At 52.4% G+C, this 23,658-nt stretch carries 23 protein-coding genes and 1 pseudogene; 17 read left to right on the top strand and 7 right to left on the bottom strand.

Annotated features, from left to right (window positions below; all coding sequences use genetic code 11):
- Window positions 1–108: 108 nt before the first annotated feature.
- Window positions 109–1,308 carry an MFS transporter gene (locus tag QFZ34_RS21250; RefSeq protein WP_307285238.1) on the top strand — a complete coding sequence of 400 codons (1,200 nt, stop codon included), beginning with the start codon at window positions 109–111 and terminating at the stop codon, window positions 1,306–1,308.
- Here the strand turns inward: QFZ34_RS21250 and QFZ34_RS21245 are convergent.
- The gene (locus QFZ34_RS21245) at window positions 1,303–2,016 is read right to left on the bottom strand and encodes a DUF599 domain-containing protein (protein WP_307285235.1); all 714 of its coding nucleotides are present in this window, start codon (window positions 2,014–2,016) and stop codon (window positions 1,303–1,305) included. The genes QFZ34_RS21250 and QFZ34_RS21245 overlap by 6 nt on opposite strands.
- Before the next feature lie 241 nt (window positions 2,017–2,257).
- On the opposite strand from QFZ34_RS21245, the gene QFZ34_RS21240 reads away from it, so the two are divergent.
- Both QFZ34_RS21240 and QFZ34_RS21235 read left to right on the top strand, forming a co-directional pair.
- Entirely contained in the window at window positions 2,258–3,658 is a 1,401-nt protein-coding gene (locus tag QFZ34_RS21240) for an L-serine ammonia-lyase (RefSeq protein ID WP_307285230.1), read from the top strand.
- Window positions 3,659–3,727: 69 nt separating this feature from the next.
- Window positions 3,728–4,165 carry a DUF1489 family protein gene (locus QFZ34_RS21235; protein WP_115052997.1) on the top strand — a complete coding sequence of 146 codons (438 nt, stop codon included), beginning with the start codon at window positions 3,728–3,730 and terminating at the stop codon, window positions 4,163–4,165.
- Between the two features lie 187 nt (window positions 4,166–4,352).
- Here QFZ34_RS21235 and QFZ34_RS21230 read toward each other — a convergent pair whose 3' ends face one another.
- Together QFZ34_RS21230 and QFZ34_RS21225 are read right to left on the bottom strand one after the other, a co-directional pair.
- The gene (locus tag QFZ34_RS21230; RefSeq protein ID WP_307285224.1) at window positions 4,353–4,625 is read right to left on the bottom strand and encodes a hypothetical protein; all 273 of its coding nucleotides are present in this window, start codon (window positions 4,623–4,625) and stop codon (window positions 4,353–4,355) included.
- 49 nt (window positions 4,626–4,674) lie between these two features.
- The gene (locus tag QFZ34_RS21225; protein WP_354343772.1) at window positions 4,675–6,009 is read right to left on the bottom strand and encodes a serine hydrolase; all 1,335 of its coding nucleotides are present in this window, start codon (window positions 6,007–6,009) and stop codon (window positions 4,675–4,677) included.
- 284 nt (window positions 6,010–6,293) lie between these two features.
- Between QFZ34_RS21225 and QFZ34_RS21220 the strand changes: the two genes are divergently transcribed.
- The 5 genes from QFZ34_RS21220 (at window position 6,294) to QFZ34_RS21200 (ending at window position 10,815) form a co-directional block, all read left to right on the top strand.
- On the top strand, window positions 6,294–6,626 hold the full coding sequence (locus QFZ34_RS21220; RefSeq protein ID WP_307285216.1) for a phasin family protein: 333 nt from the start codon (window positions 6,294–6,296) through the stop codon (window positions 6,624–6,626).
- Between the two features lie 215 nt (window positions 6,627–6,841).
- Window positions 6,842–7,174 carry an ATP-dependent Clp protease adapter ClpS gene (clpS, locus tag QFZ34_RS21215; RefSeq protein ID WP_162802512.1) on the top strand — a complete coding sequence of 111 codons (333 nt, stop codon included), beginning with the start codon at window positions 6,842–6,844 and terminating at the stop codon, window positions 7,172–7,174.
- A gap of 6 nt (window positions 7,175–7,180) precedes the next feature.
- The gene (gene clpA / locus QFZ34_RS21210; RefSeq protein WP_307285214.1) at window positions 7,181–9,649 is read left to right on the top strand and encodes an ATP-dependent Clp protease ATP-binding subunit ClpA; all 2,469 of its coding nucleotides are present in this window, start codon (window positions 7,181–7,183) and stop codon (window positions 9,647–9,649) included.
- Between the two features lie 66 nt (window positions 9,650–9,715).
- Window positions 9,716–10,474, top strand: a complete 759-nt coding sequence (locus tag QFZ34_RS21205; RefSeq protein WP_307285209.1) for an AzlC family ABC transporter permease — start codon at window positions 9,716–9,718, stop codon at window positions 10,472–10,474.
- Entirely contained in the window at window positions 10,471–10,815 is a 345-nt protein-coding gene (locus QFZ34_RS21200; protein WP_115053002.1) for an AzlD domain-containing protein, read from the top strand. Before QFZ34_RS21205 ends, QFZ34_RS21200 begins: the two co-directional genes overlap by 4 nt.
- Here the strand turns inward: QFZ34_RS21200 and QFZ34_RS21195 are convergent.
- The 4 genes from QFZ34_RS21195 to QFZ34_RS21180 form a co-directional block, all read right to left on the bottom strand.
- Entirely contained in the window at window positions 10,810–11,241 is a 432-nt protein-coding gene (locus QFZ34_RS21195) for an HIT family protein (protein ID WP_115053003.1), read from the bottom strand. The genes QFZ34_RS21200 and QFZ34_RS21195 overlap by 6 nt on opposite strands.
- Window positions 11,242–11,305: 64 nt before the next feature.
- Window positions 11,306–12,490: a GNAT family N-acetyltransferase gene (locus QFZ34_RS21190; RefSeq protein WP_307285201.1), complete on the bottom strand. Its 1,185-nt coding sequence runs from the start codon at window positions 12,488–12,490 to the stop codon at window positions 11,306–11,308.
- Window positions 12,491–12,595: 105 nt separating this feature from the next.
- Window positions 12,596–13,315 (bottom strand): glycerophosphodiester phosphodiesterase, encoded by a 720-nt coding sequence (locus QFZ34_RS21185; protein WP_307285198.1) that lies wholly within the window; start codon window positions 13,313–13,315, stop codon window positions 12,596–12,598.
- 2 nt (window positions 13,316–13,317) lie between these two features.
- The gene (locus QFZ34_RS21180; RefSeq protein WP_115053006.1) at window positions 13,318–13,782 is read right to left on the bottom strand and encodes a RidA family protein; all 465 of its coding nucleotides are present in this window, start codon (window positions 13,780–13,782) and stop codon (window positions 13,318–13,320) included.
- A 155-nt stretch (window positions 13,783–13,937) separates the two neighbouring features.
- On the opposite strand from QFZ34_RS21180, the gene QFZ34_RS21175 reads away from it, so the two are divergent.
- From QFZ34_RS21175 to bamA, 9 genes and pseudogenes are all read left to right on the top strand, one after another.
- Entirely contained in the window at window positions 13,938–14,723 is a 786-nt protein-coding gene (locus QFZ34_RS21175; protein ID WP_307286537.1) for a cell envelope integrity EipB family protein, read from the top strand.
- 177 nt (window positions 14,724–14,900) lie between these two features.
- Entirely contained in the window at window positions 14,901–15,698 is a 798-nt protein-coding gene (gene rpsB / locus QFZ34_RS21170) for a 30S ribosomal protein S2 (protein ID WP_115053299.1), read from the top strand.
- A 217-nt stretch (window positions 15,699–15,915) separates the two neighbouring features.
- On the top strand, window positions 15,916–16,839 hold the full coding sequence (gene tsf / locus QFZ34_RS21165) for a translation elongation factor Ts (RefSeq protein WP_115053008.1): 924 nt from the start codon (window positions 15,916–15,918) through the stop codon (window positions 16,837–16,839).
- 99 nt (window positions 16,840–16,938) lie between these two features.
- Window positions 16,939–17,661, top strand: coding sequence for a UMP kinase (gene pyrH / locus QFZ34_RS21160; protein ID WP_115053009.1), 723 nt, complete (start codon window positions 16,939–16,941; stop codon window positions 17,659–17,661).
- A gap of 36 nt (window positions 17,662–17,697) precedes the next feature.
- Window positions 17,698–18,258, top strand: a complete 561-nt coding sequence (frr, locus tag QFZ34_RS21155) for a ribosome recycling factor (protein WP_115053010.1) — start codon at window positions 17,698–17,700, stop codon at window positions 18,256–18,258.
- Between the two features lie 32 nt (window positions 18,259–18,290).
- Window positions 18,291–19,019 (top strand): annotated as a pseudogene (locus QFZ34_RS21150) (isoprenyl transferase); the annotation flags it as partial.
- Entirely contained in the window at window positions 19,016–19,843 is an 828-nt protein-coding gene (locus QFZ34_RS21145) for a phosphatidate cytidylyltransferase (protein WP_307285186.1), read from the top strand. The pseudogene QFZ34_RS21150 and the gene QFZ34_RS21145, both read left to right, overlap by 4 nt.
- 55 nt (window positions 19,844–19,898) lie before the next feature.
- On the top strand, window positions 19,899–21,035 hold the full coding sequence (gene rseP, locus QFZ34_RS21140) for an RIP metalloprotease RseP (protein ID WP_307285183.1): 1,137 nt from the start codon (window positions 19,899–19,901) through the stop codon (window positions 21,033–21,035).
- Window positions 21,036–21,265: 230 nt separating this feature from the next.
- Window positions 21,266–23,650, top strand: a complete 2,385-nt coding sequence (gene bamA / locus QFZ34_RS21135) for an outer membrane protein assembly factor BamA (protein WP_307285180.1) — start codon at window positions 21,266–21,268, stop codon at window positions 23,648–23,650.
- Window positions 23,651–23,658 lie beyond the last annotated feature (8 nt).

Here is a 23,658-nt window from a genome sequence, read left to right as displayed (position 1 = left end):
GTGAAAAATCCATCGAAAGTTGCATGTTATGTCGCCTAATTGACTGCTATCGATGGATTCTCGTTCGATGCTTCCTGCAGCGTTCGAATCAATATTCAAAGTCCCATCGTGATAAATCAAGTTCGTCATCCCATCTGGATCAACACGGCCAAGCGTCCAACAGCGCGGGTATTTGCCATCCTTTTCGGCATCGAATCGATGGCCCGTGCGATCATTACTAGTGTGGTGCCGATCCAGACCTATGATCTTTTGCAAAGCGAACGCAGCGTCAGTATTCTTTACACCTGCATGTCTTTGCTCGGGCTTATTTCCACCTTATCGATCCCGCTGCTGATCGTGCGCATTCCACGGCGATGGGTGTACACAGCTGGTTCGTTTTCCCTGATGCTGGGATGCATCGCATTTGCGCTTGATACAATATCAGGACAGGCAATTGGACTGTTCCTTCGAACCTTCGGGGCAGGAACGCTTTCGATAACGCTCAGCCTTTACATTATGGACCATATCAAGAAAGGCGAACTTGTCCGGGCCGAGTCCGTACGTATGGCAACGGCGACGCTCGCCTGGACGGCCGGGCCTTTTTTGGGTGTTTTTCTTTACACCCGCATCGGGATGATCGCTCCATTTTTGTTATCGATCGGTTTTTCCATTCTTTTGCTGACGCTGTTCTGGTATTTCCGGCTTAGCGATAACCCGGCCTTGCAAAAGGGGCCCAGCCGTCCGGCAAACCCCATTGCAAATGTGCGCCGGTTTGTCGTTCAGCCGAGGTTGCGACTGGCTTGGCTCATTGCCTTTTCCCGCTCTTGTTATTGGAGCACTTTCTTCGTCTACGGCCCGATCCTCATGGTAGCGACGGGGCAGGGATCGCTCGCCGGCGGGCTGCTCGTATCTTTAGGCAATCTATTTCTTCTTGGTTCCATTCTGTGGGGCAAAATCGGAATGGCGCAGGGTTTAACGCGAACAATATCCGGCATATTCATCCTATTGGCTATTGCCCTGATCGGTGCGGGAATTGCAGGCGAAAGTTTTCCGATGATTGCAGCACTCATGCTGCTTTCCGGTTCATTTTTCTGTGTCGCGCTCGATACATTGGCATCCACGACATTCATTCGGGCTGTACACCCGCATGAACGAGCCCAAATGACCGCTGTATATCGGACTTATCTCGATTTTTCCGAAATACTGCCCGCCTTCTTTTACTCGATCATCCTGACATTCTTCAGCTTCGGCTCGATCTTTATCGCATTGGCAGCGTTGATGCTGTTCACAGCCATATTCGTCTGGCGATATCTGCCACGCCGTCTATAGGCCCGTCTGGGCATTGCGGATGAGAACGTCGCGCGCTTTTGAGAAGAACTGCCGGCGTAAAAGCACGAAGGCAACCAGTGTTGTCGTGACCATGAACAGCGCCGGGTGAAGAAACCAGCCTAAATATCCTATCGAGAAGAATATGCCGCGAAGGCCGCTGTTAAAATGCTGCCCGGCCTGAATGTTTATCCCGGCGGCGCGATTGATTCCGGCAACCACCTGCGGATCATCGGGACCTCTATCGCGGGCCATAGGCACACTGCCGATCAATATGGAGCAATAATTAAACAGCCGGTACGACCAGGCAAATTTAAAGAACGCATAGGCGAACAGGATGAGCAGACCAAGTATCTTTGTCTCAAACAGCTGTTGCGTTGTTTCGCTGATGAATGGCAGTTCGTGAAACAGGGTCAGAACGCGACCCGAAGAGTTGAGAAGGCCGAAACAGCCGCCGATTGCCAGGATCGAAGTTGAGGCAAAGAATCCTGTGCCTTGCTGCAACCCGATCATGATGCTGGTATCGATCATGCGCAGCTCGCGCGTGGCCATTGTCGTCATCCACTGGCTTCGTGCGTGATTCATCTCGGATGTCAGGGATTTTCTGCCACCAAAGCCATTGGCCGTGGTGTGCGAATAAAGCGCCCAGACGGCGAAAAAATACACTAGCGCCACAACATCGAGCCAATAGGACATATTCGGATTCGTCATTGTTCCATCACCCTTGGGGTCGGACCCCAGGATGTGCAGGCTCCGAGAATGGGGTACTATTCAACCTTTATTCGGGCAGTTCTGTTTCGTGTCAATAATTGCTGACACAAATAGCTATTGGACTTTCGTCTCACACACCCTATGTCGTATAAATGCAAGGCTAGGTCGGTGGCTGGCTGCGCCTTTCCTCGCCGACCAGCCATTATCGAATATTCCGGATTCCACCTTTTGAGGTTGCTTGATGTTCCTGTCGGTTTTCGATCTGTACAAAATCGGCATTGGTCCTTCGAGTTCCCACACGATGGGACCGATGACTGCCGGTGGACAATTTCTTGATGAATTGAAGAATGGCCAGTGGCCGCGCCCTACGGGTGTGAAAGTCCACAGGCTGCGTGTGCATCTGCATGGATCCTTGGCCTTTACTGGTATCGGGCATGCTACGGACCGGGCGGTGATTCTGGGTTTATGCGGGCTTTTGCCGGCAACTGTTGATCCAAACGAGATGGATGCCCTGCTTGAGAAAGTTAAGCAGACAAAGACGCTCGCACCAGAAGGTCATCCCGTCTATCGCTTTGATCCGGCTATGGACCTCATCATGGATCGTCGCACCGCGCTTCCCGGCCATGCCAATGGCATGGCTTTCGAGGCTTATGATGTTGATGACAGATTGTTGCTCCGCCGGATTTTCTACTCAATCGGCGGCGGTTTCGTTGTAACCGAAGAAGAATTGGAATCAGCGAAGACACGCACGGTACCCAAAGCAGATCATTCGGTGCCGTTTCCTTTTAAAAATGCCGCGCAGATGATGAGCATGGCAAAGGAAAGCGGCCTTTCCATCGCTGAAATGAAGCGGCGCAACGAAGAAATGTTCATGAGCCGCGCTGATTTGGATGCTGGTCTTGATCGCATCTGGTCGGCCATGCGCTCATGCATTGACCGGGGCCTTGAACAGGAAGGCATTATGCCAGGTGGCCTTAAAGTCAAGCGCCGTGCCCGTTATCTGCATGATCGGCTTCAGGAAGAGTGGCGGCAAAATCGCATCAATCCCCTGCTGGCCAATGATTGGCTGTCAGTTTATGCGATGGCTGTGAATGAGGAGAATGCTGCCGGTGGCCGTGTTGTAACTGCCCCGACAAATGGCGCCGCTGGCGTTGTTCCGGCAGTTCTGCGCTATTATCTGCATTTCCACGAGGACGCGGATCAGGATGGCATTCGGGATTTTTTGCTGACATCGGCAGCCATTGGAGGGATCGTCAAAACCAATGCCTCCATTTCGGGCGCTGAGGTCGGTTGTCAGGGTGAGGTCGGCTCTGCATCAGCTATGGCCGCTGCCGGTTTGGCGGCTGTCCTTGGCGGAACGCCGGAGCAGATTGAAAATGCTGCCGAAATTGCCCTTGAGCATCATCTTGGCATGACTTGCGATCCTGTCGCTGGCCTTGTGCAGGTGCCCTGTATCGAGCGCAATGCGCTTGGCGCGGTGAAGGCGGTTACGGCGGCTTCATTGGCGGTTAAAGGCGACGGAACCCATTTTGTCCCGCTGGATGCCTGTATCGAAACCATGCGCCAGACAGGTATGGACATGAATGAGCGGTACAAGGAAACCAGCTTGGGTGGTCTGGCTGTCAATGTGGTGGAATGCTGATTCATTGCCGCTGTGGACGAAACGTTGCTTAAGGTTGACCGAACAACCCGGAAGCGTAAAAGCTAGCCTATGGCTCTTAACCTCGTAAAACTCTGTGTCGGCTGTACGGCAATCGAAGATCTGGCCGCCTGGATTGATTTCCGTCTGGATGAACGCCGCCGCGCGGGTCTGCCTGCGGAACAGTTTCATACAACGCGCATGGTGCCAAAGCGTGCTGAAGAGCTTCTGGATGGCGGATCGCTCTATTGGGTCATCAAGGGCAATATTCAGTGCCGCCAGCGCCTGACCGATCTGCGAACATTTACGGATGATGAAGGAATTTCGCGCTGCAATCTCGTATTGGAGCCGCGCATTATCGTAACCGAATGGCAGCCGAGGCGGGCATTTCAGGGGTGGCGCTATCTTACGAGCGAAGACGCACCGTTGGATGAGGGGCAGGGCAAATCCGGCCGTGCCAAACTGCCACCGGAGCTGCGGAATGAGCTGGCCTCGCTGGGGCTACTTTAGTTACCCTGATTGCATTGATTTATTGCGTGGTTCGACAAGCTCACCATAAGGAAAGTTTTATGGGTTGCAGCGACAACTTGCTAGAGTTGGCGCCCTGCAATCAACCCACCTCCCTCATCCTGAGTTTGTCGAAGGGCGCACAATATCGTTGTCACCATTACAAACTCAGCGCATGGCCGGTATTTTATCAGTAAAGACGCAGGCGCACCGCGGTTAAACCATTGCGGCGTTGCGACTGCAAACGCACGCGAACAGCCGGCAGAGCCGCGCGGCGGGTCCGTGCCGCCTGACACAACAACACATTGACGAGATCCATGGTTTTGAAGGCGTTAGTACCGCCCCGGCGCAGATCGGCAAGACGCAATGCTGCCTGCTGCAATGCTCCAATGCCGCTCAGCCGTGGCTTGGCAGACTTGGGGGCAAAACCAAAGGAACTATCTTGTTCTATGATACTCGACATGACCTAAACCCTTAACGCTAAACAATCGGGGCCTTCTTCATCAATCGCCTTACGATTGTGGTGCAATCGCAAAGCAGTTGAAACTTTGACGCTTCAGAGCGGCGCAAGCGCTGTTGGCAGCCTTGGCGGAGGAGATGCCGGCAAAGCGCGCGCGGTGATAGGTGATGGAACCCTTCTGGAATTTTTCCGTATAGGGCGAAAGGCTTGCAACAGGGGCGCCAACCTGTGAGACGGCCTTGGACAGCAGAGCCTTTGCTTCTTGAGGGCTGCCTGTGGAGCCAATCTGCACCATCCAGCCGCCGGGAGATGCCGAAGCAGTCGTTACAGGATCAACCTCAGACTGATCGCCTTCGCCGACTTCCTCTTTAGGTGTTGGGGCTGGTATGCGCAAAATCTGTGCTGCCGGTGAGGCGGCTGGGGCAGGTGCCGCATAGGCTGTTACAACTTCTTCAGCCTCTACTGGAGCAGCGGCGACTTCGCGCTGGACCGGGACAGGAACATTATCGTTTTCAGGCAATTCGAGTGCGGCAACGCTGATTTGACTGTTTTTGCGCGATGCGAGCAGATTTCCACCATCGCGGCGCGATGCAGAAGGAAGATATTGCGCAATCAACTTGGCCATTTGAGCGTCACGTGAGCCCCCGCTTGATCCGCCCATTACGACGGCGACGAGCTTTTTGCCGCCTGTATTGACCGACGAAACAAGGTTGAAGCCGGACATGCGGGTGTAGCCGGTCTTGATTCCATCAACGCCTTCGACTTTACCGAGAAGCCTGTTGTGACCAACGATGCGGCGGCCACGATAGCTGAAGCTGCGGGTTGAGAAATAGCTGTAATATTGTGGGAAATGCTCGCGGAGCGCGATGCCGAGGACCGCCAGATCACGTGCTGTCGAATATTGCTGACCATCAGGCAAGCCGCTCGCATTGCGGAATTGAGTATTGCGCATGCCAAGCTGGCGTGCCTTGTTGGTCATCATCACTGCGAAACGCTGCTCTGAGCCGCCAAGATGTTCACCTATGGCAGTTGCAGCATCGTTGGCGGATTTGGTGATCAGAGAAAGAATTGCAGCTTCGGCGCTGATTGTCTGGCCGGGTTTGAAACCGATCTTTGTGGGCGGCTGGGAGGCAGCATAAGCCGACACAGCGATTGGCGTCGATTTTGAAACCTTGCCTGCCGCCATCGCTTCAAAGAGCATATAGAGGGTCATCATCTTGGTCAGTGAAGCGGGATAACGCTTTGCATCTGCATTGGATGAATAGAGTGTCTTGCCCGTATTGGCATCCACGACGATCGAGGCAGCCTTGCTTTGAGCTTCGGCCTGTGTGGCGATGCCCAAACTCAACCCGGATATGATTGCCACTGCGAGCAGGGCATAAGCCATTTTTGTAATTAGTTTTGAAGTCTGGCGGGCCGGGTAAAGCACAATCAACACCTGCTCGGTATATGCGTCGAAATTTACTGATGATCAAAGGCATCAGAACGGATGTGTAGACTTTAGCCGTATCAGCGTTACCAAACCCTTTATGGTAACCGGAAGGTTCACGGTTTTCCGTCGATTTTGATTAATTTTTAAGGTTAAAATCGCAGCTACCTTGAATTTGACTTTTTGTGCAGTGCACACTAACTCCACGCCAATAACAAAAGTTCATTTGAAAGGTCTGAATTATGGTCACCTCACTCAGCGCGCTGAACGAGAAAAGCAGAGAATTTCTGGGCAATAGTATGGCCAGCGTTTCTGCAATGAACGAAGGCTTGCAGACGATTGTAGGCGAAGCTACCGATTATTCGACAAAATCGCTCCAGGATGGCTCAGCATTGGTTCAAAAGCTGGCATCCACTCGGTCCGTCGAGCAGGCCTTCCATGCTCAGAGCATTTTCACCAAAAATGCTTACGAAGCATTCGTGGCGCAAGCTGCCAAATTTAGTGAGCTTTACGCGGATATCGCGAAAGAAGCGTTCAAGCCTTATGAAGCAGTGCTGGTAAAAGTGCGGAGCTGACACGCTCTCACAAGGTTGATTTTGAGCCTGCTTGCCCTGCAAGCGGGCTTTTTTTATCCTTGAAGCAGCAAATCGCCTTTGCCAAGTGTAACTTGATATTGCAAGCTTCAGGATAGGGCTTAAAATTAGCTCATCGCGACCTACATAGAATGTACAGAGCGACACATGGCGATCAGAATGCAGGCAGCAACAACATGAATACGTTTTCACCCAAAATGCAGGATGAGGACCAAGGCAATGGCAACGGTCCCGGTCGGGGCACGGCTGTTATTACCCGTACAAAACCAAAGCTGAAAAAGCCAAGTCTCTACCGTGTGTTGATTCTTAATGACGATTACACTCCCATGGAATTCGTCATTCATGTTCTGGAACGTTTTTTCCAGAAGAACAAAGAAGATGCCACCAGAATCATGCTTCATGTGCATAATCATGGAGTCGGTGAATGCGGTGTCTTTACCTATGAGGTCGCGGAGTCCAAGATGACCCAAGTCATGGACTATGCGCGGCAAAACCAACATCCGCTGCAATGCGTGATGGAGAAAAAGTGAGGTTTCATGCCATCTTTCTCACCTAGTCTTGAGCGGGCTCTGCATCAGGCGCTGACCATCGCCAATGAGCATCATCACGAATATGCCACGCTGGAGCATCTGCTTCTTGCCCTGATCGATGATCAGGACGCAAGCAGTGTCATGCGCGCGTGCAATGTCGATCTGGTGCAACTTACCCGTACGGTGAACGATTATGTTGATCATGAGCTCGATAATCTTGTTACGGGCTATGATGAAGATTCAAAACCGACTGCCGCTTTTCAGCGCGTAATCCAGCGTGCTGTTATCCATGTGCAATCTTCCAACCGCGAGGAAGTGACCGGCGCAAACGTGCTTGTCGCGATTTTTGCCGAACGTGAAAGTCATGCGGCCTTCTTCCTGCAGGAACAGCAGATGACTCGCTATGATGCGGTCAACTACATTTCCCACGGGATTTCCAAGCGTCCAGGCATGTCGGAGCCGCGCACACCGCTCGGCACTGAAAGCAATAATGAAGAATCACATGCTTCAGAGTCTGATGAAACGACGAAGAAAAAGCAGGATGCCCTGACGGCTTATTGCATCAATCTGAATGACCGCGCCAAGATTGGCAAGATTGATCCATTGATCGGCCGTGATCAGGAGATCAACAGGACCATCCAGATTCTTTGCCGCCGTTCGAAAAACAATCCGCTTTATGTCGGTGATCCCGGCGTCGGCAAGACGGCAATAGCCGAAGGTCTAGCAAAGCGTATTGTGGAAAAGAAGGTTCCAAGTGTACTTCAGGACGCAACAGTGTTCTCCCTGGATATGGGTACATTGCTGGCCGGAACGCGCTACCGTGGCGATTTCGAAGAGCGTTTGAAGCAGGTCATCAAGGAACTCGAAGAGTTTCCGGGTGCAATCCTGTTCATCGACGAAATTCACACCATCATTGGTGCCGGTGCTACATCTGGAGGCGCTATGGATGCGTCGAACCTGTTGAAGCCGGCTCTGTCATCAGGGGCGATTCGTTGCATTGGTTCAACGACTTACAAGGAATTCCGCCAGTTCTTTGAGAAGGACAGGGCGCTTGTACGCCGTTTCCAGAAGATCGATGTGAACGAGCCTTCAATTCCTGATGCAATTGAGATCATGAAGGGCTTGCGGCCATATTTTGAAGACTTCCACAAGGTCAAATACACTGTGGAGGCGATCAAATCGGCTGTAGAACTTTCAGCACGCTATATCAATGATCGCAAATTGCCGGACAAGGCAATCGACGTGATCGATGAGACTGGTGCAAGCCAGATGCTGCTGCCGGAGGCCAAGCGCAAGAAATCGATTGGCGTCAAGGAAATAGAAGCAACCATTGCAACAATGGCGCGCATTCCACCGAAAACTGTCTCGAAAGATGATGAAGCAGTCCTTTCAAATCTTGAGGCGGAATTGAAGCGGGTTGTCTATGGTCAGGATCTGGCCATCGAAGCGCTGTCTTCATCAATCAAGCTGGCCCGTGCAGGTTTGCGCGAACCGGAAAAGCCGATCGGCTCTTATCTGTTCTCCGGTCCTACCGGCGTCGGCAAGACCGAGGTTGCCAAACAATTGGCTGCATCACTTGGCGTGGAACTCCTGCGTTTCGATATGTCGGAATATATGGAGCGCCATACGGTGTCGCGTCTGCTCGGCGCGCCTCCCGGCTATGTCGGGTTTGACCAGGGCGGCCTTTTGACCGATGGCGTCGATCAGCATCCGCATTGCGTGCTGCTGCTGGACGAAATCGAGAAGGCGCATCCGGATCTGTTCAACATCCTCTTGCAGGTCATGGATCACGGCAAGTTGACAGATCATAATGGCAAGCAGATCGATTTCCGCAATGTCATTTTGATCATGACGACGAATGCCGGCGCTTCGGATGCGGCAAAGGCGGCTATAGGTTTTGGCTCTTCACGGCGTGAAGGCGATGATCTGGAAGCCATCAACCGCCTGTTCACGCCAGAATTCCGCAACCGTCTCGATGCGATCGTGCCATTTGGTCCTCTACCTGCTCCGGTCATTCATCAGGTGGTGCAGAAGTTTGTTATCCAGCTTGAGGCACAGCTTGCCGATCGCGGCGTAACATTCGATCTGCAACAGGAAGCAATCGCCTGGTTGGCCGACAAAGGTTATGATGATCGCATGGGCGCGCGTCCGCTGGGTCGCGTTATCCAGGAGTACATCAAGAAGCCATTGGCTGATGAAGTGCTGTTCGGAAAACTCAAGAAGGGCGGCACCGTCAAGGTTTCCGTTGCCGAGAAGCCGGATGGTTCACGCGGTCTGGTACTCGACTACATAGCCGACGAGGTTGTGGTAAAGCCGAAGAAGGAAATGCCGGTAGAGAAAAAGCCGCTGGCACGTAAGAAGCCAGCGCCTAAAAAACCGGTGCTCGAGAAAGCTTCGGCAGATGCGGTCAGCGGGGAACGCTCCACCCCTGTGACCCCCAAGGCATCAGTGCCAAAGGTTCCGCGCAAGAAATAACAGAAAGGCCACCTTCGGGTGGCCTTTTTCTTGCCCCCTATGAAAGTTGCGTTTAACGCTTGAAGCATGTCTGATTCCGATCTTGCCCCCGAAGACACACAGATGACCGAGCGGACACCATTTCAGTGGTTTCTGGCAGGTGCTTCGTTGATCGCAAGTATCCCGGCACTTATCCTCATGACCGCTCATGTTGGCTTCGCCGGCTTTGCCAGTGAAAATGGCGTCTCGATGCTGCAAGCGACCTTCATGGTAGCTTCAATCTGGGCGCTTCCGGCTAATATCGTGCTGATAGGTGCCATTTCGGGTGGCTATTCCATTGTCGCAACAGCCATTGCAGTAGGACTTTCATCCATCAGGCTAATGCCAATGGTTGCGGCGTTCATCCCTGAGGTGCGCGGCCCAAAAACCAGGAAAAGAGCGCTTCTGCCCATTGCGCATTTCATTGCGATTACTGCGTGGGTGGTGGGCATGGAAAAGCTCAAGCATGTGCCGCGCGATATGCGCCTGATATTTTTCGCAGGTCTGGGCATTACTCTAACCACTGTGAACACATTGGTCGTGGCGATGGTGTATTGGCTTTCGGCCAGTTTTCCGCCACTTGTCTTTGCTGCGCTGTTTTTTTTGACGCCGATGTACTTCCTGGCTTCCCTTTGGGGATCGGCGCATGATCGTTCTGTGCATGTTGCCATGGTTTCGGGGCTGTTGCTGTTCCCGCTGATCCATACCATCGCCCCGGCTTATGATCTGCTGTTAACGGGCTTTACCGGTGGTTTGGTGACAATGGCATATGTGCGATTTGCAGCTATGCGGGGCAGGTCGTCATGACTTGGCAAAGCTATTCCGATTGGTGGTGGCCTTACGTTTTCATTCTGCTGGCAGGAGCATTTCCCACCTATATCTGGCGCTTCATCGGCGTATTCATTGGTGGGCGCGTTAGCGAAGATTCAGAAGCACTGACGGTTGTGCGCGCTGTTGCAACATCGCTTGTGGCAGGCGTTATCGCCCAATTGATACTTTATCCAAGCGGCGCTTTAGCAGAGTCGTCCGTCTATTTGAGAGTAGGCGCCGCCTTGGCAGGATTTCTCGCCTATCTCTACCTGGGCCGACGGGTCATTATTGGCGTTGTCGTCGGGGAAGCTATTTTGATTGCCGGCTTGCTTTTATAGCTCTGCCAAAGCTGCCCTGATCTTTTCCGCGTTCGCCGCCAGTACGGCGTTGTCTTCCATCGTGCCGCTGTGTGGTTTCAGCGCAATTCCTTCAAAGCGCGGAATGACGTGAAAATGCAGATGGAAAACCGTTTGTCCTGCGGCAGATTCGTTGAACTGTGCAATGCCGACCCCATCGGCATTGAAAGCCTTCACCACGGCTTGCGCAATTTTCTGCGTTGTAGCGATGGCGGCGGAAAGCGCCTCTGTATCGGCGTCGAGCAGGTTGCGGCTTGGAGATTTGGTTAATACGAGGCAATGACCCTTTCCCTGCGGCATTACATCCATCAACGCGTAGGTTCTGTCATCTTCGTATATCTTATGAGACGGAATCTCTCCGCGGAGGATTCGCGCGAATATGTTGGTGCTTTCATATTGCTGGTTCATTCTGTGCGTGTCCTTACAAAATCATGGCTGATGTTTTTGATCATGCCCGTTTCGCGGGTCAAGCTCATTGTTCGGATTTTTTGAATGGCGCATGTTCATTGAGCGCATCGCTCATCAAAGCAACATCAGCGCGTTCATGCCTGAGGAAATTATTGACTGCGCGCCGCAACCCCTCATGGGCAATGTAGTGCACTGAATTTGTAATGACGGGCAGATAGCCACGTGCCAACTTGTGTTCGCCTTGCGCACCCGCTTCGACGACACGCAATTTGCGCTCAATAGCGAAATCAATGGCTTGATGATAGCAAACCTCGAAATGCAGGAATCGGTGGTCTTCGATACAGCCCCAGTTCCGGCCATATAATCTGTCTGAGCCGATGAAATTGATGGCTCCCGCGATATAGCGACCTTCACGGCGAGCCATGACAAGCATGATATCGTCGGGCATGCGCTCACCAATCAGTTGGTAGAACTTGCGGTTCAGATAGGGGCGACCCCATTTGCGGCTGCCAGTATCCATATAGAACGTATAAAAATCGTCCCAAACCTCTTGAGTGAGTTGGGTGCCGGTCAGTCGCTCAATGGTGATACCATTCGCCACGGCTTCGCGGCGTTCTTTCTTCAAAGCCTTGCGCTTGCGGGATGCAAGCGTATCAAGGAATTCGTCATAATTGGCATAATCATCATTGATGAAATGGAATTGCTGGTCGACGCGATGCAGGAACCCGGCTTCAGTGAAAGACACAAGATCGGTCTCATTCACGAAGGTTGAATGTGCGGACGAAACGTTCAGCTGCGTGGCGAGTTGCTGCAACCCATTAGCCAGCGCGGCGCGGACTGCATCGCCATCCCAATCATAATTGACCAGCAGACGTGGGCCGGTGGCTGGCGTAAACGGTATGCTTGCCTGCAATTTCGGGTAATAGCGCCCGCCCGCCCGTTCAAATGCATCAGCCCAACCATGGTCGAATACATATTCCCCTTGGCTATGGCTTTTTAAGTAGCAAGGAACGGCGCCGACGAGCACGCCGCATTCATCTTCAAGGCGCAAGAACTGCGGTAGCCAGCCTGCCTTGGTGGCAACGCAGCCGGAATCTTCCAGCGACGACAAAAAGGCATGCGAAATGAATGGATTGTAACCCGGTCGATCACGGGAGGTGTCAGTCAGCCGCGACCACTCGGCTGGCGTGAATGCGCCAATGCCTTCGCAGGCACGCAAGGTGAAATTGCCGTGTTCAAGATTTTGCATCAGCAAATTGGGCTTTCCATAAGCGAAGACGAGCCGGAAGCAACGATTCCGGTTCAATCAATAAGCTAGGTGATTGATTTGCCGATACAAGAGGCAAAGCCAGCCTTATGGCAAGCGAGGATCAAAGCCTTCAAATGTGATCTGGTCTACAAGAGCATCGCTTTTCACCTTGTCTGCCGCGCTACGCACAGTCCAGGAGATCACAGGCAGGTTGAGATGCGAGTTTACAAACTCCAGAAAGCGATTTTCCAGATGGTGGACATTATAGGAAATGAAGTCGATTTCGTAGGCCAGCATTGAGAAGTGCGCTTCCATATCCTCATCGCGCAGGCCCTCGGCTGTCAGCCCGGCTGGAATGCCCGGTGCGTCCTTGCCGAAAAGGCGAATGAGATGGTGATCGAACGACATGATCGCGGCTTGACCTTGATAAGCCGCCAAATCACTTGCGACGGCCTTGACCAGACCGTCGTCGCGTCCGGCAATGCCCTTCAGTTCGATGATAATCGGTACGCGACCATCAATCAGCTTCAGGGCTTCGGCAAGGGTAGGGATATGGTCCTTGGTTCCGCCGACGCGGATTTCGCAGGCCTGTTGCGCAGTCAGTTCATCAATATTGCCCTTTTGGCCCGTGACGCGGTCCAAGGTGCCATCGTGAAAAACAACCGCTTTGCCATCGGCGGATAGATGAACGTCGCATTCTATGGCGAAGCCCGCGCTTGCTGCGGCGTCAAAAGCAGATAGCGTGTTTTCCCAGCGCTTATTGTTCAAATCATGCAAGCCACGATGGGCTATTGGAGTTTTCTTCAACCAGTCAATTGAGGGCATAATCAGCGAACCTCAATGATAGCTTCGATTTCGACAGGAGCATTAAGGGGCAGTGCCGCTGTGCCAACTGCAGAGCGTGCATGGCGTCCAATATCGCCCAATGCCGCGACAAGAAGATCAGAAGCGCCATTGGCGACAAGGTGCTGTTCGGTAAAACCTGGCGTTGAGGCGACAAAAACAGTGATCTTTATGACGCGAACAATCTTTTCAAGATCGCCAAGTGCAGCTTTTGCCTGAGCCAGAATATTGACGGCGCACGCCTGAGCACAGGCTTGACCCTGTGCCACATCCAGATCCGCACCGAGCAATCCCGTATGAACGAGCTTGCCGCCGACCAAAGGCAACTGGCCCGATGTGAGCAAAAGATTTCCTGTTTGCGAATAGGGCACATAATTTGCTGCCGGCGCTGCGGCGACGGGGAGGCTGATGCCGAGCTCGGCAAGGCGGGATTCGACAGGATTGCTCATGGTTATTGTCCTTGTGTTTCGGAATCGCAATTGATTGTGATGGAAGTTGCGATTTTTGCCTCGCTTCCGCCAAGAGTTTTTTTAATATGCACGTTCAAATAGTGGAGAATCTTTTGATGCGCGTATTTTCAATCCTTGGTTACAGTCTCGGCGTCATGGCTTTGAGTGGTTCTACCATGACATTTGCTGCCGGAACTGCAACGCTTGTTCCTCATCGCGCTATTTATGACCTGAAATTGGACAATGCACAGGATTCTAGCGGCATTACCGGATTGACGGGGCGTATGGTCTACGAGTTCAATGGATCGGATTGCGAAGGCTACACGACGAACTTCCGCTTTGTGACGCGCGTCGATATGGAAGAGCAGCCGCAAAGGGTGACAGATCAACAAACGACGACGTTCGAAACCGCAAATGGTGAGAAATTTCGCTTCGTCAACAAAACATTTGTCGATCAAAGCCTGACCAAGGAAGTTCGTGGCGATGCATCGCTGTTGAAAGACAAGACGGAAATTTCACTGACAAAGCCGATTGCTTCGAAAGAAGATCTTGATCTTTCCCAATTTCCCACACGTCACATGCAGCAATTGATTGAGAAAGCGCTTGCTGGCGAGGTTTTTTATCAAACCAAGCTTTTCGATGGCTCGGAAGATGCCAACAAGATCATGGCGACGACCGTCGTTATCGGTAAATCAGCCGTTACCGAGCCTGATGACGAGATCAAGCACATGGGCCCATTGGCGAAAGATGCGACCTGGCCTGTATCAATCGCCTACTTCGACGAAAAGGAAAAGGCAGAAGGACTGCCAAGCTACCGCATCAATTTCAAGATGTATCGCAACGGTGTAACCCGCGACCTGAAAATGGATTATGGTGATTTTTCCATGACCGGCAAGCTGGTCAATCTCGAGCTGTTTGATACGCCGAAATGCAAGAAGTAGACCAAGGCTGAGGTCTTTTGTGCCGGACGCCCTTGCGTTTGCCGCAAATATCCATTAACAGCCGCTTCATTCCACACACGGGATTTGGGTTGATATCGGGAGAAATCCGATATGGCCTCCGGTGGCGGGTTTCCCGCCTCTTCCCGTGGAGGTTCAACCGGAAAAGGAAAACACAAGATGGCATTGCCTGATTTCAGCATGCGTCAGCTCTTGGAAGCTGGCGTTCACTTCGGACACCAGACACATCGCTGGAACCCGAAAATGGCACCATATATTTATGGTTCCCGTAACAATATCCACATTCTTGACCTTGCCCAGACCTATCCGCTGCTGAATACAGCGCTGAAGAAGGTTTCGGACACCGTTGCCCGTGGCGGCCGCGTTCTGTTCGTCGGCACCAAGCGTCAGGCTTCGGACATCATTGCCGATGCCGCAACACGGTCTGCCCAGTATTATGTCAACGCGCGCTGGCTCGGCGGCATGATGACCAACTGGAAGACCATTTCGAATTCCATCCAGCGTCTGCGCAAGCTTGACGAACTTCTTTCCGGCGAAGCACAGGGCTTCACCAAGAAGGAGCGTCTGAACCTTGACCGTGAACGCGAGAAGCTCAACCGCGCTCTTGGCGGTATCAAGAACATGGGTTCGGTTCCGGATCTTATTTTCATCATTGATACCAACAAGGAAGCGATTGCAATTCAGGAAGCCAAGCGTCTTGGTATTCCAGTTGTTGCAGTGATCGATTCCAACTGCGATCCGGACCAGATCGATTTCCCGATCCCCGGCAATGATGATGCTTCCCGCGCTATTTCGCTTTATTGCGATCTGATTGCCAAGGCAGCTCTCGATGGCATTCTGCGTCAGCAGGGCTCGCTCGGCATCGATGTTGGCGCACAGGAAGAAGCTCCTGTTGAACCAGCACTCGAAGCAGCGGCTGAAGAAACACCTGCACAGGAAGGTGAAGCCTCCGCTTGAGGCTTCATACACCCGTCTTATCGGGTGTTTAAAAACGATTCGACTGGCGCATGATGCGCCGCATAGTTGGCATGCTGGTTCACCAGTATGCCTTCGTTTTTAAAGTGGTTTTGGTTTCGGTAGATTCTGAAGACACTTTATCTATTTGTTTTCACGCAGTTTCAAACGGAAGGCCGTATCGGTTTTCGTGAGATTGCTTTGAGAAGAGGCGATTAGAATGAGCATTACCGCAGCACAAGTAAAAGAACTCCGCGAAATCAGCGGCGCTGGCATGATGGATTGCAAGACAGCCCTGACAGAAACCAATGGTGATATGGAAGCCGCTGTCGACTGGCTGCGTGCGAAGGGTATTTCCAAGGCCGACAAGAAGGCTGGCCGTACCGCTGCCGAAGGTCTGGTTGGCGTGGCAACAAACGGCACCAAGTCGGTTGTTGTAGAAGTGAATTCTGAAACAGACTTCGTTGCCCGCAACGATGCGTTTCAGGATATCGTTCGCAATGTTGCCAGTGTTGCACTGACAACAGACGGTTCGACTGCTGCTGTTTCGGCTGCAACCTATCCTTCAACCGGCAAGTCGATTGTAGACACAATCAAGGACGCTGTCGGCACAATCGGCGAAAACCTTTCATTCCGCCGCTCCACCGCTTTGAGCGTCAGTGAAGGCGTCGTTGCAACATACATTCATAACGCCGTTTCCGACGGCCTCGGCAAGCTCGGCGTTCTTGTTGCTATCGAGACAGCAGGCAATGCAGATGCTGCAAACGCATTTGGCCGCCAGGTTGCGATGCATGTTGCTGCTACTAACCCGCTTGCTTTGACCGCCGCTGAGGTTGATCCGGCAGCAGTTGAACGCGAAAAGGCAGTATTTACCGAGTCCGCTCGTCAGTCCGGCAAGCCAGACAACATCATCGAGAAGATGGTTGAAGGCCGCCTTCGTAAGTTCTACGAAGAAGTCGTACTTCTTTCGCAGGCATTCGTGATCAACCCTGACCTGACTGTCGAAGCTGCATTGAAGGATGCGGAAAAGGCAATCGGCGCGCCAGCAAAGATCACCGCATTTGCCCGCTTTGCTCTTGGTGAGGGCATTGAAAAGGAAGAAACAGATTTCGCAGCAGAAGTTGCAGCGGCTGTTAAGAAGTAATATTCAATAGTTGAAATGAAAGGGCATCGCGTGACAACGCGATGCCCTTCGTGTATCCGGAATTCACATTCAATTAGAAAAGACCCTGAGGGAGACTCCATGGCTGGTACGGCTGTTTACAAACGCGTTCTGCTGAAAGCCTCCGGTGAAGCTCTGATGGGTGACCAGGGGTTTGGTATTGACGTTGCGGTTGCAGACCGCATTGCCAGCGACATTGCCGAGGCGCGGGCGCTTGGCGTCGAGGTTGGTGTCGTTATCGGCGGCGGGAATATTTTTCGCGGTGTGGCAGTGGCATCCAAAGGCGGCGACCGCGTAACCGGCGATCATATGGGGATGCTTGCAACAGTGATCAATTCGCTGGCGCTGCGCACGTCCCTTGTCAAGCTCGGCATTGATACCGTTGTGCTATCTGCTGTTGCCATGCCGGAGTTCTGCGAGACTTTTTCACAGCGTCTGGCGACTGCCTATATGGATATGGGCAAGGTGGTGATATTCGCCGGTGGCACCGGCAATCCATTCTTCACAACAGATTCCGCCGCCGCGCTTCGCGCTGCTGAAATCAGCGCCGACGCCTTGTTCAAGGGAACGCAGGTCGATGGAATTTATTCGGCCGATCCCAAAAAAGACCCGAATGCTGTGCGATTTGATCGATTGACTCACAAGGATGTCCTGGATCGCGGCCTTGCAGTCATGGACACAACAGCGGTCGCTCTTGCACGCGAGAACAACATTCCAATTATCGTCTATTCAATCCACGAAAAAGGTGGTTTTGCAGAAGTGTTGCAGGGTAAAGGACGCGCAACAGTCGTATCCGATAGCTAACCAGCCTTACCGCCCAAGAATATAGGAGCATTGAGTATGAGTGATGCACTCGATTTGAACGATCTGAAGCGCCGTATGGATGGTGCCGTGCAAGCGTTGAAACATGATCTGGGCGGACTTCGCACGGGACGTGCTTCTGCTAGCCTGCTCGAACCGATTACTGTTGAGGCTTATGGCTCGCAAATGCCCCTCAATCAGGTTGCCAATATTACTGTGCCAGAATCGCGCATGTTGTCCGTATCCGTTTGGGACAAGTCGATGGTTGGCAAAGTAGAGCGCGCGATCCGCGAATCCGGGCTTGGCCTCAATCCGATTACTGACGGAAACAATTTGCGCATTCCTTTGCCTGAGTTGAACGAGCAGCGCCGCAAGGAACTCGTCAAGATTGCTCACCAATATGTCGAGCAGGCCAAAGTGGCGGCACGCCATGTTCGCCGCGATGGAATGGACGAGCTGAAGAAACTCGAAAAAGACGGCGACATCAGTCAGGACGATAACCGTATCTTGTCTGAAAAAGTTCAAAAGCTGACAGATGACACCATCGCTGAGATGGATAAGGTTGTGGCTGTTAAAGAAGCGGAAATTATGCAGGTTTAGAACTATAGCCCGGTTCTAATACTCATAGGAGGTCTACACCCATGTCCAACCCGCGCCACATTGCCATCATCATGGATGGAAATGGCCGTTGGGCGAAGGCGAGAGGCCTTCCGCGCGCTGCAGGACATAAGGCCGGGGTGGAAACGCTGCGCGAGACAATCCGGGCCGCCGGGAAGATGGGTATTCCTTTCCTCACGCTTTTTGCTTTCTCCTCTGAAAACTGGTCGAGACCACGATCGGAAGTTTCCGATCTCATGGGCCTGTTAAAACTATTCATTCGCCGCGATCTGGCGGATTTGCACAGGGAAAATGTTCGCGTTCGAATTATCGGAGAACGCGACGGACTGGCAAAAGACATTTTGGGGCTTTTAAACGAAGCCGAAACATTGACGGAAAAGAACCAGGGCCTGACCTTGGTAATTGCCTTTAACTATGGCTCGCGCAACGAAATTACCCGCGCGGTCAAGAAGCTGGTCGATGACGTTTCAGCGGGCATTATCGCAAGTACAGCAATCACGATGGAGGCGATATCGGCCCGTCTCGATACGGCTGAAATGCCAGATCCGGATCTGATTATCCGGACGAGCGGCGAGATGCGGCTCTCCAATTTCCTGCTCTGGCAGGCAGCTTACTCGGAGTTCATGTTCCTGCCATGCTACTGGCCGGATTTTCGTCCTACGCATTTGTCAGAAGCGATTGAAGTGTTTCAATCGCGTGAACGCCGTTTTGGCGGGGTTACGGCACAGGAAATCGCTCTGTGAAACTTTCCGGCAATGGGCTTTCCAATCTGCAAAAGCGCATCCTTAGTGCGATAGTTCTGGTAGTCGTTGCAGTCATTCTTACTTGGGCGGGCGGCTTCGGTTTTGGTCTGCTTGCCAGCGCAATAGCGCTTGGCGTGATGTTTGAGTGGCAGTTAATGTCAAAAGGGCGGATGAGCGGCCTGACCGGCGGATTATCCTGGGTGGTTCTGATCGCCACATTGCTGGCTCTGTTATTCACTCAGCATGTGTTGTCAATGTTTCTCATTCTATTCGTTGGTGCGGCAGTTGTGGCCATGCTGGGCGGGCGCCAATCCGGCTATTGGCCAGCGGCAGGTCTGGTCTATGCGGGATTTCCCGCCATTTCCCTGACATTGTTGCGCGGCGATACCGGTGATGGTTTTGCGGCGATTCTGTTTTTGTTTGCCGTGGTGTGGGCAACGGATATTTTTGCCTACTTCAATGGAAAAGCACTTGGCGGGCCCAAGCTTGCTCCGCGTTTTTCACCCAACAAGACATGGTCGGGAGCGATCGGCGGGACAGCGGCGGGCGTTGCCGCCGGTGTGGCATGCGCCTCGTTCATCACTCCCGGTGGCGGGATGTCTCTGCCCTTCATCGCATTGTTGATCTCGATTATCGCCCAGTTGGGTGATCTTGGTGAATCCTGGATGAAGCGAAAGTTTGGAGCCAAGGACTCAGGTACGTTGATTCCCGGTCACGGTGGCGTGATGGACCGTGTGGATGGGCTTGTAGCTGCCGCTGCATTACTATACGTCATCGGTGCAATTCTGGTAACGCCAGAAACCCCATACGACATACTTTTCTAGACGGCTGAGCTTTCGAAGCCTTTTGGCTTATTCTGTTGCGGGCCCGGAGGATAATTTGACAGATCTGTTGCACACCATATTTGGTACTCAAAGCGTGCTCGTTGGAACAATCGTACCGTTTCTTATCGTTTTAACGGTTGTTGTCTTCGTTCATGAGATGGGACACTATCTGGTGGGCCGGTGGTGCGGTATCGGCGTAAAAGCTTTCTCGATCGGTTTTGGGCCTGAGTTGATAGGCTTTAATGATTCCAGAGGGACGCGCTGGAAGCTATCGGCTATTCCGCTCGGCGGGTATGTAAAATTTGCCGGTGACGAAGACGTAACCAGTTCTACCGCAGCCGATGCGTCGACCATGACGGATGCTGAGCGTGCTGTAGCCTTTCACACTCAACCGGTATGGAAACGTGCCGCAACGGTATTTGCAGGCCCGGCGTTCAATATTTTGCTCACGGTCGCGATTTTCTCGGTGTTTTTTGCGCTCTATGGGAGGATGATTTCCGATCCTATGGTCGCCGAAGTGCGTCCTGGTGGCCCGGCAGCCATTGCCGGTTTCCAGCCGGGAGATCGCTTCGTCAGCGTTGATGGCGAGAAGATCGTGACTTTTGCGGATGTGCAGCGCCATGTCTCGGCAAGGGGCGGGGATGCACTTGATTTTGTGGTCGAACGTGCAGGCAAAGAGGTACATCTGACTGCGACGCCTGAGCTTTCCGAGCAGGAAGACGCGTTGGGCAACAAGGTAAAGGTTGCAGTAATCGGCGTTGTTACCAATTTGCAGGCGGGGAATATTCGTCGCATCGAGTATGGCCCAATCGAATCGGTTGGTCAGGCCGTGCGCGAAAGTGGCTTTATCATTGCCCGTACAGGACAATTCTTCAGCCGTTTTTTCGCAGGTCGCGAAGATAAATGCCAGTTGGGTGGTCCGGTCAAGATTGCGACAATGGCGGGGCAGGCGGCCAGTCAGGGCATTGATTGGCTGATTCAGCTTACTGCCATGCTTTCCATTGGTATCGGGCTGCTTAATCTCTTCCCATTGCCTCCGCTTGATGGAGGGCATCTGGTTTTTTATGCTGCCGAGGCAATTATAGGCAGGCCCGTAAAACCGGCTGTACAGGAGTTGTTTTTCCGTACAGGGTTCTTCCTTGTGCTCGGATTTATGGGATTCGTCATCTTCAATGATCTGTTCGCTTGCTGATGCGAAAATTAAACATTAGTGAAAATTTGAGGCGTGTTATGGCAAAACGACATGATCTGTTTACTATACGTGCTGAATGGCGTGGCATGGATGCCACTGTTATGTGGGAAGTAAACAGTTTTTAACCGTAAGCCTTGCGTGTATATAAAAACCGGCTATGACGGTGTACGAGTAATGCTTAGTCCGGGATCTCGCCCGGGTATAACGAGAAACGAAGGTTCATAAGGCCTATGGCGGCAAGTTCAAAATTTGTAGGTGCGGCGTCAGCGCTCGCCATTTCAGCGGCACTCGTCAGTTCGGGTGCGATCGTAACAACGGTCGCAGGCGTTGCTACAGCTCAGGCAGCTACTGTCAGCCGTATCGAGGTGCGGGGCAATACACGTGTTGATGCGCAGACTGTGCGCGACAATATCGGTATCACGCCTGGCAAGCCATTCTCCAATGGAGATATCGATGCTGCCACCAAGCGTCTTTTCGCTACTGGCCTGTTCAGCGATGTGCGCATCAGCCAGTCGGGCGGTGCTCTTGTTGTTACCGTCAATGAAAATCAGGTTGTGAACCAGGTTATTTTCCAGGGCAACAAGAAGATCAAAGACCCAGCGTTGCAAAACGCTGTTCAGTTGAAGCCTCGTGCCGCTTTCGATCAAGCAACGCTTGATGCAGATACAGAAGCAGTCCGCGCAGCCTATCGCAATGTTGGCCGCAGCGATGCAACTGTAAATTCGCGTTTGATGGATCTGGGCGAAGGCCGCGTTAACGTTGTCTTCGAAATTAATGAAGGCGACCGTACAAAGATTGCCAAGATCAACTTTGTCGGTAACCAGGCATTCGGCAATCGCCGTCTAAGTGACGTGATTTCGACAAAGAAATCCAACCCATTGTCATGGTTGACCCGTAACGACGTTTACAGCGAAGATCGTCTGCGTGCAGATGAGGAAGCGCTGCGCCGTTTCTATTATAACCGCGGCTATGCTGATTTCCGCGTTGTTTCCTCAACTGCCGATCTCGATCCGGCAACCAATGATTATACAATCAATATCACCGTCGAAGAGGGTGAGAAGTATACATTTGGCGGCGTGCAGATCGAAAGCTCTGTCGAGGGCGTTGATACTGCGCAATTGAATGGCTTGGTAAAGTCTCGCGAAGGCGACACCTACAGCGCCAAGGATGTTGAAGATTCAATCATCAAGGTTTCCGAAAAGGTTGCCGGTCAGGGTTATGCTTTTGCGAAAGTAGAGCCACGCGGTGATCGTAATTTCGAAAATCACACGATTTCCGTTACTTATGCGATCGATCAGGGCCCTCGCGCCTATGTTGAGCGTATTGAAATCCGCGGCAACGAAAAGACCCGCGATTTCGTTATTCGCCGTGAATTCGATGTGAGCGAAGGCGATGCATTCAATCAGGTTCTCATTCAGCGCGCAAAGCGTCGTCTTGAGCGCCTTGAGTTCTTCCAGACCGTCAATATTTCGACTGCGCCTGGTTCGCAGCCGGATCAGGTAATTCTGGTCGTTGACGTTATTGAGAAGCCGACAGGTGAATTCTCCATCGGTGGTGGTTACACGACCGGCGGTGAAAGCCCAGGGCCTACAGTGGAAGGTTCCATCACGGAGCGTAACTTCCTTGGTCGCGGTCAGTATATTCGTCTTGGCGCCGGTGGCGGTCTCGACAATAATAGAACCTATTCGTTCTCGTTCACAGAGCCCTATTTCTTGGGACAACGCGTTTCTGCCGGCTTTGATATCTTCAAGCGCCAGTCAGGCGTCAAGGACAAGTACGACACAGATTTGACCGGCGGTACAATCCGCTTTGGTCTGCCGATCACGGAAGAGCTGACTGCAGGCGTTGCCTATAATCTTACCCGAGAAGAGTATGAGATTGACGGCGATGCCAAGCTTCCAAATGGTGAATATGACCCATCCGAAATATCCAAGGCGTTTGCTGATGCTGCGGAGAAAAGCCCTTGGATCAAGTCATCGGTCAGCTGGTCGCTTACCTACAATACAATTGATGACGTGAAGAACCCGCGCGATGGTATCTATGCGAAGTTCAATCAGGAATATGCCGGTATCGGCGGTGATGCCAACTTCCTGAAGACAACGGTTAAAGCCAGCTATTACAAGACATTGCTTGATGAGTTGGATGTTGTCGGCTTGGTTGGTGTAGGTGCAGGCCACATTGAAGGCTTCGGCGGCGATGATCTGCGCGTGTTCGATACGTTCAAGAACACGCAAGACATGATCCGCGGCTTTAAATATGCCGGTATCGGTCCTCGTGACGCCAATACAGACGACAAGAAGGGTAGCTTCCTTGGTGGTAATACCTACCTGAATGCAAGCGTTGAAACCCAGTTCCCGATACCTGTTATTCCAGAAAGTCTTGGTATTCGTGGTGCATTCTTCGCCGATGCTGCGACCCTGTTCGGTAGTGATTTGAAGGGTAGCGACGGTATCGACGTTGAAGGCGAAAAGATGGAATGGCGTGCATCTGTCGGCGCCAGCATCATGTGGGCATCACCATTCGGTCCGTTGCGCTTCGATTATGCCGTGCCGGTCAAGAAAGTTGATGGCGATCAGGTGCAGAATTTCAACTTCGGCATGTCGAGCAAGTTCTGATAGATTGC

The organism is Phyllobacterium ifriqiyense (assembly GCF_030817885.1).
Lineage (GTDB): Bacteria > Pseudomonadota > Alphaproteobacteria > Rhizobiales > Rhizobiaceae > Phyllobacterium > Phyllobacterium ifriqiyense.
The sequence above is the reverse complement of the archived record's forward strand: the minus strand, read 5'-3'. Positions and strand labels throughout refer to the sequence as shown.

Bases quoted from the DNA above. Each gene is read 5' to 3' on its own strand.
- bamA (WP_307285180.1), top strand. From the start codon at position 21,266: ATGGCGGCAAGTTCAAAATTTGTAGGTGCGGCGTCAGCGCTCGCCATT.
- QFZ34_RS21225 (WP_354343772.1), bottom strand. From the start codon at position 6,009: ATGGCTTATGCCCTGCTCGCAGTGGCAATCATATCCGGGTTGAGTTTG.
- QFZ34_RS21190 (WP_307285201.1), bottom strand. From the start codon at position 12,490: ATGCAAAATCTTGAACACGGCAATTTCACCTTGCGTGCCTGCGAAGGC.
- clpS (WP_162802512.1), top strand. From the start codon at position 6,842: ATGCAGGATGAGGACCAAGGCAATGGCAACGGTCCCGGTCGGGGCACG.
- tsf (WP_115053008.1), top strand. From the start codon at position 15,916: ATGAGCATTACCGCAGCACAAGTAAAAGAACTCCGCGAAATCAGCGGC.
- QFZ34_RS21175 (WP_307286537.1), top strand. From the start codon at position 13,938: ATGGCTTTGAGTGGTTCTACCATGACATTTGCTGCCGGAACTGCAACG.
- QFZ34_RS21195 (WP_115053003.1), bottom strand. From the start codon at position 11,241: ATGAACCAGCAATATGAAAGCACCAACATATTCGCGCGAATCCTCCGC.
- QFZ34_RS21180 (WP_115053006.1), bottom strand. From the start codon at position 13,782: ATGAGCAATCCTGTCGAATCCCGCCTTGCCGAGCTCGGCATCAGCCTC.
- QFZ34_RS21220 (WP_307285216.1), top strand. From the start codon at position 6,294: ATGGTCACCTCACTCAGCGCGCTGAACGAGAAAAGCAGAGAATTTCTG.
- QFZ34_RS21245 (WP_307285235.1), bottom strand. From the start codon at position 2,016: ATGACGAATCCGAATATGTCCTATTGGCTCGATGTTGTGGCGCTAGTG.
- QFZ34_RS21230 (WP_307285224.1), bottom strand. From the start codon at position 4,625: ATGTCGAGTATCATAGAACAAGATAGTTCCTTTGGTTTTGCCCCCAAG.
- QFZ34_RS21240 (WP_307285230.1), top strand. From the start codon at position 2,258: ATGTTCCTGTCGGTTTTCGATCTGTACAAAATCGGCATTGGTCCTTCG.
- clpA (WP_307285214.1), top strand. From the start codon at position 7,181: ATGCCATCTTTCTCACCTAGTCTTGAGCGGGCTCTGCATCAGGCGCTG.
- QFZ34_RS21205 (WP_307285209.1), top strand. From the start codon at position 9,716: ATGTCTGATTCCGATCTTGCCCCCGAAGACACACAGATGACCGAGCGG.
- pyrH (WP_115053009.1), top strand. From the start codon at position 16,939: ATGGCTGGTACGGCTGTTTACAAACGCGTTCTGCTGAAAGCCTCCGGT.
- QFZ34_RS21200 (WP_115053002.1), top strand. From the start codon at position 10,471: ATGACTTGGCAAAGCTATTCCGATTGGTGGTGGCCTTACGTTTTCATT.
- rpsB (WP_115053299.1), top strand. From the start codon at position 14,901: ATGGCATTGCCTGATTTCAGCATGCGTCAGCTCTTGGAAGCTGGCGTT.
- frr (WP_115053010.1), top strand. From the start codon at position 17,698: ATGAGTGATGCACTCGATTTGAACGATCTGAAGCGCCGTATGGATGGT.
- QFZ34_RS21185 (WP_307285198.1), bottom strand. From the start codon at position 13,315: ATGCCCTCAATTGACTGGTTGAAGAAAACTCCAATAGCCCATCGTGGC.
- QFZ34_RS21235 (WP_115052997.1), top strand. From the start codon at position 3,728: ATGGCTCTTAACCTCGTAAAACTCTGTGTCGGCTGTACGGCAATCGAA.